The organism is Micromonospora sp. NPDC023633, from assembly GCF_040640035.1.
Taxonomy (GTDB): Bacteria; Actinomycetota; Actinomycetes; order Mycobacteriales; family Micromonosporaceae; genus Micromonospora.
This window is the reverse complement of the sequence record NZ_JBFABB010000095.1, coordinates 19,173-28,205: the sequence shown is the minus strand read 5'-3', so window position 1 is coordinate 28,205 and position 9,033 is coordinate 19,173. Positions and strand designations below refer to the sequence as shown.

9 protein-coding genes are annotated in these 9,033 nt (G+C 74.7%); 6 read left to right on the top strand and 3 right to left on the bottom strand.

Features of this window, described 5'->3' with window-relative positions; translation table 11 throughout:
- The 3 genes from AB0G13_RS25340 to AB0G13_RS25330 all read right to left on the bottom strand — a co-directional run.
- Nucleotides 1-1,236 (bottom strand): PH domain-containing protein (locus AB0G13_RS25340; RefSeq protein WP_357878876.1); only part of this gene is annotated, 1,236 nt, incomplete at its 3' end.
- Between the two features lie 140 nt (nt 1,237-1,376).
- On the bottom strand, nt 1,377-1,916 hold the full coding sequence (locus tag AB0G13_RS25335) for a PH domain-containing protein (protein WP_357878868.1): 540 nt from the start codon (nt 1,914-1,916) through the stop codon (nt 1,377-1,379).
- Nucleotides 1,917-1,938: 22 nt separating this feature from the next.
- Nucleotides 1,939-2,169, bottom strand: coding sequence for a hypothetical protein (locus AB0G13_RS25330; protein ID WP_357878865.1), 231 nt, complete (start codon nt 2,167-2,169; stop codon nt 1,939-1,941).
- Nucleotides 2,170-2,447: 278 nt separating this feature from the next.
- Between AB0G13_RS25330 and AB0G13_RS25325 the strand changes: the two genes are divergently transcribed.
- The 6 genes from AB0G13_RS25325 to AB0G13_RS25300 all read left to right on the top strand — a co-directional run bounded on the left by AB0G13_RS25325 (nt 2,448) and on the right by AB0G13_RS25300 (nt 8,847).
- On the top strand, nt 2,448-3,554 hold the full coding sequence (locus tag AB0G13_RS25325) for a MoxR family ATPase (RefSeq protein WP_357878862.1): 1,107 nt from the start codon (nt 2,448-2,450) through the stop codon (nt 3,552-3,554).
- Nucleotides 3,533-4,537: a DUF58 domain-containing protein gene (locus tag AB0G13_RS25320; RefSeq protein WP_357878858.1), complete on the top strand. Its 1,005-nt coding sequence runs from the start codon at nt 3,533-3,535 to the stop codon at nt 4,535-4,537. Before AB0G13_RS25325 ends, AB0G13_RS25320 begins: the two co-directional genes overlap by 22 nt.
- Nucleotides 4,534-5,484, top strand: coding sequence for a VWA domain-containing protein (locus AB0G13_RS25315; protein WP_357878855.1), 951 nt, complete (start codon nt 4,534-4,536; stop codon nt 5,482-5,484). Before AB0G13_RS25320 ends, AB0G13_RS25315 begins: the two co-directional genes overlap by 4 nt.
- A gap of 679 nt (nt 5,485-6,163) precedes the next feature.
- Nucleotides 6,164-6,868, top strand: a complete 705-nt coding sequence (locus AB0G13_RS25310; RefSeq protein ID WP_357878852.1) for a beta-ketoacyl-ACP reductase — start codon at nt 6,164-6,166, stop codon at nt 6,866-6,868.
- Between the two features lie 35 nt (nt 6,869-6,903).
- Nucleotides 6,904-7,671: an enoyl-ACP reductase FabI gene (fabI, locus tag AB0G13_RS25305; RefSeq protein ID WP_132238740.1), complete on the top strand. Its 768-nt coding sequence runs from the start codon at nt 6,904-6,906 to the stop codon at nt 7,669-7,671.
- Nucleotides 7,672-7,782: 111 nt separating this feature from the next.
- Nucleotides 7,783-8,847, top strand: a complete 1,065-nt coding sequence (locus tag AB0G13_RS25300) for a ferrochelatase (RefSeq protein WP_357878849.1) — start codon at nt 7,783-7,785, stop codon at nt 8,845-8,847.
- Nucleotides 8,848-9,033: the final 186 nt, after the last annotated feature.

Below are 9,033 nucleotides of genomic sequence, written 5' to 3'. Positions count from 1 at the left end.
GGCGAGGTCCCGGTCGCGGGGGGCCGCGCCGGCGCCGCCGGCGGTGTCGGCGTGCACCGTCGCCAGCCGCAGCCGCCGCTGCGCCGGCCCCTGCACGACCCGCACGCTCTGGATCCGGGCGTACGGCACGAGCGCCAGCTGCCGGGTGAGCAGGCCGGACCGGACGGCGAAGACCCGGGTGTCGAGCCCGGCGCCGAGCACGCCCCGGCTCAGCGGGTTGAGCCAGCGGGCCCGCGTCGGCGGCGGGCTCAACGGCAGCGCGGCCAGCCGCACCCCGGGCAGCACCTCGGCCACGATCGCCTCGCCGGTCGCCAGGTCGCCGACGGGGAGCAGGCGGTCCGGCCGGTTGCGCTCGTCGGCCTCGCCGGCGGAGTAGCCGGCGACCTCCAGCCGCAGCCGCAGCCAGCCCTTGACCCGCCACAGCAGCGGCCAGGTCACCCCGACGGCCTGCACCCGGTCCAGCGGCACGGTCTGCGCGCGGGTCTCCAGCAGCCCGTTGCGGATCCGCAGCGTGCCCTCGTCCCGGGCGAGCCGGAAGTTCCAGTCGTCGAGCACCCGCCGCACCGGTTGCAGCAGCACGCCCGCCATGGCGGTGAGGGTGCTCGCCACCGCGATGAACGACCAGGAGTCCTCGGAGAGGAACTGCGCCACCACGAACGCGACGCCGAACGGGATCATGAACGCCTGCGGGGTCAGCAGCTGGCTGACCAGCAGGTCGTTGTTCCGCACGGCGTGCAGCGGCCGGCCGGGCGGTGGCGCCGGCGTGCCCGTCGGGCCCGCGGCCACCTCGGCCGGCGACGGCGCGCTCGTCTCGGCCGCGACCCGCCCGGCGATCGCGAGCAGCCGCTGGCGCAGCGCGGTCGCCTCGGCGACGCTCAGGTAGGCCAGCGGCGCCTCCGTCTTGCCCCCGCCCACCACCTCCAGCCGCAGCTCGGCCAGGCCGGTGAGCTGGGCGAGCAGCGGGCGGACCACCTCGACGGCCTGGAGCCGCTCCAGCGGGATCGCCCGGGTGCGCCGCCAGATCAGCCCCTCGTACACCCGCAGCTCGCGGCCGACCACGTGGTAGCCGGTGTAGTACCAGCTGACGACCGCCAGCACGGTGGCACCCAGGGCCAGCACGACCGCCATCAGGGCGAACCAGCCGAAGCCGACCCGCGACAGCGTCGACCAGGACAGGCCGGCGATCACCACGACCAGGGACTTGGCGCCGTGCAGGGCGGGGCTGAGCGGGTGCAGCCGCTGCCGCGGCTCCGCGCCCCCCGCCGGCCCGGGGGAAGCGGCGGTCCCCGCCGCGACGGGTCGGGCCGTTACCGGTGGGGCACCGGGCTCCGCCGGAGCCGGCCCGGGATGGTCCGTGCCCCGGCCGGCCGGGTCGCTCACAGGCCCTCCGCCCGGTCCTCGCCCAACGCGGTGAGCCGGTCGCGCAGCCGGGACGCCTCCGCGGGGCGCAGCCCCGGCACCCGGGCGTCGCTGGCCGCCGCGGCCGTGTGCAGCTGCACGGTGGCGAGCGTGAACGCGCGCTCCAGCGGCCCCGCGCTGACGTCCACGAACTGCATCCGCGAGTACGGCACGATGGAGAGCCGCCGCACCAGCAGCCCGTGCCGGACCAGCAGGTCGTCCTCGCGCTCCGCGTAGCCCCAGGCCCGTACGGCGCGGACGATCGTCATGCCCCGCAGGACGCCGAACAGCAGCAGCACGCCGAGCGCTGCGCCGAGGAACCCGCTGCCGCTGAGCGCCCAGCCGACGCCCAGCCCGAGGGCGAGGACGACCAGCACCATCGCCAGGCGGATGAGCTCCACCCAGATCAGGTCGGACGAGACCGACTGCCAGCGGACGGTGTCCGGCCACGGCTCCAGGGGGCCCGCCGGCGGGAGGGGCGACGCCGGCGGCGGGCCGGCGGACCCGTCACCGCTCACCGGGGAAATCCGTTGTGCGCGCTCACCCTTCGAGCGTAGGCGATCCGGGGGCCGGTACGACCTCCCGCAGGAAGCCACGGGCGTCGAGGAAGTCGCCGAGGGTGGCACGGTGCTCGGTGCACGCGAGCCAGGTCTTGCGTCGGTCGGCGTCGTGCAGCCGGGGGTTGTTCCACCGGAGTGCCCAGTGGGCGGGGGAGCGGCAGCCGCGGGACGAGCAGACCAGCGGCTCGTCGGCGGGGAGGGGGGTGCTCATCCCGGCCAGTCTAGGGCGGTGGCGGCACCGGAAGTTTGAGCGCCGGGCGGCCACGGGGGGAGCCGCCCGGCGACGGGGTGAATGGTACACGCGCCGGGCCCGTCCGTGTCCACCCGTGATCGGCGATTCCGCGCCGCGCGACGGCGTGGCGGGCCCGCGATACGGCCCCGGGGACGGCGCGGCGAAAATCGGCTTCTCCCCACCTCGGCACTCAGCCGGGCATGCGAGTCTTGATACGCACCACGCCGCGCGACAACCGATCATGCTGTGGAGGACCGGTGGCCCAGCCGACCACGCCCGACGCCCCGACGCCGAACGGGACGGGCCCGGAGACACCCGACCCGGTGACCACGCCGGCCGAGGACGCGACCCTTGTCGAGCGGGCGCTGTTCGAGATCAAACGGGTGATCGTCGGGCAGGACCGGATGGTGGAGCGGATGTTCGTCGCGCTGCTCGCCCGGGGCCACTGCCTGCTGGAGGGCGTGCCCGGGGTGGCGAAGACCCTCGCGGTGGAGACCCTCGCGAGGGTGGTCGGCGGCTCCTTCGCCCGGGTGCAGTTCACCCCCGACCTGGTGCCCGCCGACATCATGGGCACCCGCATCTACCGGCAGTCGAGCGAGAAGTTCGACGTCGAGCTGGGCCCGGTGTTCGTCAACTTCCTGCTCGCCGACGAGATCAACCGGGCGCCGGCCAAGGTGCAGTCGGCGCTGCTGGAGGTGATGAGCGAGCGGCAGGTCTCCATCGGCGGCGAGACCCACCGGGTGCCCGACCCGTTCCTGGTGATGGCGACGCAGAACCCGATCGAGCAGGAGGGCGTCTACCCGCTGCCCGAGGCCCAGCGGGACCGCTTCCTCATGAAGATCGTCGTCGGCTACCCGACCGACGCCGAGGAGCGGGAGATCGTCTACCGGATGGGGGTCGCCCCGCCGCAGCCGGCGCCGGTCTTCACCACCCCCGACCTGATCGCCCTGCAACGCAAGGCGGACCAGGTCTTCGTGCACAACGCCCTGGTCGACTACGCGGTCCGGCTGGTGCTGGCCACCCGCGCCCCGGCGGAGCACGGGATGCCGGACGTCGCCCAGCTCATCCAGTACGGCGCCAGCCCGCGCGCCTCGCTCGGCCTGGTCCGGGCCACCCGCGCGCTGGCGCTGCTGCGCGGCCGGGACTACGCCCTGCCGCAGGACGTGCAGGACATCGCGCCGGACATCCTGCGCCACCGGCTCGTGCTCAGCTACGACGCGCTCGCCGACGACGTGCCCGCCGACCACGTGGTGCACCGGGTGATGTCCACCATCCCGCTGCCCTCGGTCGCGCCCCGGCAGCAGGCCACCCCCACGCCGACCGCCGCGCCGCCGGGCGCCGGTTGGCCCGGGCAGCGCCCGTGACCTCACCCGCCCGTCGGCCCGCCGACGTCCCCTCCGACCGCACCGAAGCCGTCCTGTCGCGGCTGCAACTGATGGTCACCCGCAAACTCGATGGCCTGCTCCAGGGCGACTACGCCGGTCTGCTGCCCGGGCCGGGCAGCGAGGCGGGGGAGTCCCGGGAGTACCGCCCCGGCGACGACGTACGCCGGATGGACTGGCCGGTCACCGCCCGCACGACGACGCCGCACGTGCGGCGTACGGTGGCCGACCGGGAACTGGAGACGTGGCTGGCGGTGGACCTCTCGGCGAGCCTGGACTTCGGCACCGGCCGGTGGCTCAAGCGCGACGTGGTGGTGGCCGCCGCGGCGGCGCTGGCCCACCTGACCGTCCGGGGCGGCAACCGGATCGGCGCGGTGATCGGCAGCGGCGGCGCCGCGAGCGCGCCGGCCCGCCGGTGGCGCGCGGCGCCGCCGGTCGCCGGCCCGGACGTCTACACCCGGCTGCCCGCGCGCTCCGGCCGCAAGGAGGCCCAGGCGCTGCTGCGGGCGATCGCCGGCACCGAGATCCGACCCGGCCGCAGCGACCTGGGCGCCCTGGTCGACATGCTCAACCGCCCGCCCCGGCGGCGCGGCGTGGCGGTGGTCATCTCCGACTTCCTCGCCCCGCCGGACCGGTGGGCCCGACCGCTGCGTAAGCTGCGCGTCCGGCACGACGTGGTGGCGATCGAGGTGGTCGATCCCCGGGAGCTGGAGCTGCCCGACGTCGGGGTGCTGCCCGTGGTCGACCCGGAGACCGGCGAGCTGCACGAGGTGCAGACCGCCGACCCGCGGCTGCGCCACCGCTACGCCGAGGCGGCGGCCGCCCAGCGGGCGGAGATCTCCACGGCGTTGCGCGGCGCGGGTGCGGCCCACCTGCGACTGCGTACGGACCGAGACTGGCTGCTCGACATGGTGCGTTTCGTGGCCGCGCAGCGGCACGCGCGCACCAGGGGGACGACACGATGATCCGCTTTCTGCAACCGTGGTGGCTGCTGGCCGTGCTGCCGGTGCTCGCCCTCGCCGCGCTCTACGTCTGGCGGCAGCTGCACCGCCGGGCGTACGCGCTGCGGTTCACCAACGTGGACCTGCTGCGCACCCTGGCGCCGAAGGGGCTGGGCTGGCGGCGGCACGTCCCGGCGACGGCGTTCCTGCTCTGCCTGCTGGTGCTGGCTACCGCGCTGGCCCGGCCGTCGGTCGACACCCGGGAGCCGCTGGAGCGGGCCACCGTGATGCTCGCCATCGACGTGTCGCTCTCCATGCAGGCCGACGACGTGGCGCCGAACCGGCTGGAGGCGGCGCAGGAGGCGGCCAAGCAGTTCGTCGGCGAGCTGCCGGAGAGCTACAACCTGGGGCTGGTCTCCTTCGCCAAGTCGGCGAACGTGCTGGTGCCGCCGGGCAAGGACCGCAGCGCGGTGACCAGCGCGATCGACGGGCTGGTGCTGGCGGAGGCGACGGCGACCGGGGAGGCGGTCTTCACCTGCCTGGAGGCGATCCGGTCGGTTCCGGCCGACGGCGCGGCGGGGATCCCGCCGGCCCGCATCGTGCTGCTCTCCGACGGGTACCGCACCTCGGGCCGGTCGGTGGAGGAGGCGGCCACGGCCGCGCAGGCGGCGAACGTGCCGGTCTCCACCATCGCCTTCGGCACCGACTCGGGGCAGGTGGACATCGGCGGTCAGCTGCAACGGGTGCCGGTGGACCGGCTGGCCCTGGCCGACCTCGCCGAGGCCACCGAGGGCTACTTCTACGAGGCGGCCTCGGTGACCGAGCTGAAGCAGGTCTACCAGGACATGGGCAGCTCGATCGGGTTCCGCACGGAACCCCGCGAGGTCACCCACTGGTACGCGGGGGCCGCCCTGCTGCTGGCGCTCTGCGCCGGCGCCCTCAACCTGCTGTGGTCCTCGCGGATGCTCTGACGCGCGAGGGCCGGCCGGTGGCGGTCAGCGCGGGGGACGGCCGGTGGCGGTCAGTGGGCGCCGCCGCCGGCCAGGACGAAGACGACGGCCACCCAGACGGCGGCGAGGGTGAAGCCCAGCGGGGCGACGTAGCGGCTCATGGACGGCTCCGGGTGGCGACTGGACGGTCCGCGCGTGCGGGGGCGGACCGCAGGGGGTGGATCAGGACGCGCACACGAAGTCGTGACCGGGCGGCTCCCGGCGGGCCGCCCGGGTCGGCGGGCGGCGCGGCACGGTCACCCGGCGCGGGGCCGGTGACCGGGCGGAGGCGGGGAGCGGAGCTGGGTCAGCTCACCTGCTGAGTCGTGGCTCAGCGGGGCTGACGATCGGCCCGGCCACGACTGGGAGGATCGCTATCTCGCACAGCGATCACCTCCTGCGGTCGGCGGGGCCCGGAACGCGGACCACGCGGCCCGCAAACGCGGATCATCGTACACCCGCCGGGCTCCGTTCCCGCACTCGGCCGAGCGGCCGGACGGGCCTCCTCCGACGGGCCCGCCGCGTCGCCGGCGGGGCGGGGCTGGAAGGGCCGGCGGCGGACGACGCCCCGCCGGCCCGGACGTGCGCGGCGTTAGCGCTTACCTGCCGGTAACGCCTAGGCTCCGACCGACCGGGAGATCACTGAACTACAGGGGGAAACGTGGCCCGCACCGTCCTGGTGACCGGCGGCAACCGGGGGATAGGCCTGGCCATCGCGCAGGCCTTCGCCACGCAGGGTGACCGGGTGGCGGTGACCCACCGCAGCGGCGAGCCCCCCGAGGGGCTGTTCGGGGTCCGCTGCGACGTGACCGACTCGGACTCGGTCGACGCGGCGTTCACCGCGGTCGAGGCCGAGCTCGGGCCGGTGGAGGTGCTCGTCGCCAACGCCGGGATCACCGACGACACGCTGCTGCTGCGGATGTCCGAGGAGCAGTTCACCCGCGTGCTGGACACCAACCTGACGGGCGCGTTCCGGTGCGCCAAGCGCGCCTCGGGGAAGATGCTGCGCGCGAAGTGGGGCCGCATGATCTTCATCTCCTCGGTGGTCGGCCTCTACGGCGGCCCCGGCCAGGTCAACTACGCGGCGAGCAAGGCCGGCCTGGTGGGCGTGGCCCGCTCGATCACCCGCGAGCTGGGCAGCCGCAACATCACCGCGAACGTGGTCGCGCCCGGCTACGTGGAGACTGACATGACCGCCGGCCTGCCCGAGGACCGCAGGAGCGAGTACCGCAAGCTCATCCCCGCCAACCGGTTCGCCCAGCCGGACGAGATCGCGGGCGTGGTCACCTGGCTGGCCGGCGACACCGCCGGCTACGTCTCCGGCGCCGTCATCCCCGTCGACGGCGGCCTCGGCATGGGTCACTGACAAGCGGTCACTGAGAACTACGGAGGAATCCCTGCATGTCCGGACTGCTCGCCGGTAAGCGGCTGCTGGTCACCGGCGTCATCACCGACGCCTCGATCGCCTTCTCGGTGGCGAAGCTCGCCCAGGAGAACGGGGCACAGGTCGTGCTCACCGGCTACGGTCGGCTCTCCCTGGTGGAGCGGATCGCCAGGCGGCTGCCCGAGCCCGCCCCGGTGATCGAGCTGGACGTGACCGACGCCGACCACCTCGCCGGGCTCGGCGACCGCGTGCGCGAGCACGTCGACGGCCTGGACGGGGTGGTGCACTCCATCGGCTTCGCCCCGCAGAGCTGCCTCGGCGGTGGCTTCCTCGACGCCCCCTGGGAGGACGTGGCGACCGCGCTGCACGTCTCCACGTACTCCTACAAGTCGCTGGCCATGGCGGCGCTGCCGCTGATGTCCGCGGGCGGCGCGGTGGTCGGCCTGACCTTCGACGCCACGAAGGCGTGGCCCGTCTACGACTGGATGGGCGTGGCCAAGGCCGGGCTGGAGTCCGCCTCCCGCTACCTGGCGCTGCACCTGGGCAAGCAGGGCATCCGCAGCAACCTGGTCGCCGCCGGGCCGCTACGCACCATCGCCGCCAAGTCGATCCCCGGCTTCGAGCAGTTCGAGGAGGCATGGGCCGAGCGCGCGCCGCTGGGTTGGAGCCTCACCGACCAGGAGCCGGCCGCGCGGGCCTGCCTGGCGCTGCTGTCCGACTGGTTCCCGGCCACCACCGGCGAGATCGTGCACGTCGACGGCGGCTACCACGCCATCGGCGCCTGACGTCTCACGGAAGGGCCCCTGCCGACGCCCCCGGCGCGGCAGGGGCCCTTCCGTGCCCCCGGGCCAGGGGGCCTTGCCCGGCGCAGACGGCGACCGGGGAAGAATGGGGCCATGGCGTACGACGCGGTGGTCCTGGTGTCCTTCGGCGGACCGGAACGGCCCGAGGACGTGATGCCGTTCCTGCAGAACGTGACCCGGGGGCGGGGCGTGCCGCCGGAGCGGCTGGCGGAGGTCGCCGAGCACTACCAGCACTTCGGTGGCGTCTCCCCGATCAACCAGCAGTGCCGGGAACTGCTCGCGGCGGTCCGCGAGGACTTCGCCGCCAACGGCGTCGACCTGCCCGTCTACTGGGGCAACCGGAACTGGGACCCGATGCTCGCCGACACGGTGGCGCAGATGCGCGACGACGGCGTCACCCACGCCCTGGCGTTCGTGACCAGCGCCTTCGGCGGCTACTCCTCCTGCCGGCAGTACCAGGAGGACATCGCCGCCGCCCGCGCGGCGGTCGGCCCGGACGCCCCGCTGATCGACAAGCTCCGCCAGTTCTGGGACCACCCCGGCTTCGTCGAGCCGCACGTCGACGCGGTGCGGTCGGCGCTGGGCCGGCTCGACCCGGCGAAGCGGGACAGCACCCGGCTGGTGTTCACCGCGCACTCGATCCCGAACTCGATGGCCGCGAACGCCGGCCCGCACGGCGGCCGGTACGAGGCGCAGCTCGCCGAGGTCGCCCGGCTGGTGCACGCGGCGGCGGCCCCGGACCTGCCCTGGGACCTGGTCTGGCAGAGCCGCTCCGGCCCGCCGCAGGTGCCGTGGCTGGAGCCGGACGTCAACGACCACCTGCGCACGCTGGCCGAGGCCGGCACCACCGCCGTGGTGGTCAGCCCGATCGGGTTCGTCTCCGACCACCTCGAGGTGGTGTGGGACCTGGACACCGAGGCGCGCCAGACGGCCGGGCAGCTCGGGCTGGACTTCGTCCGGGCCGCCACCCCCGGCACCGACCCGCGGTTCGTGGCGATGGTCCGCGAGCTGGTCCGGGAGCGGACCGACCCGGACGGGGTGGGCCTGCGCCGCCGCCTCGGCGAGCTGCCGATGTGGGACACCTGCCCGACGGTGTGCTGCGTCCCGGCCCGCCGCCCGACCGCCGCCACCCCGGCCCCCGGGAACCCGACCTCCTGACCGCCGCGCCGGCCCGGCCGGCGACCTCCGACGCGCCCGGAGGCAGGAGCTGTGCCGCTGCAAGCCCCCGTGAACTTGCAACGGTGAGTGATCTTATGTTTACGCACACGATATTTGTCAACAGCCGTTACGATGACGCCCGTCTCTATTCATCGCTGTTAAGCTCGCCCGAGCGATGACGAGAGG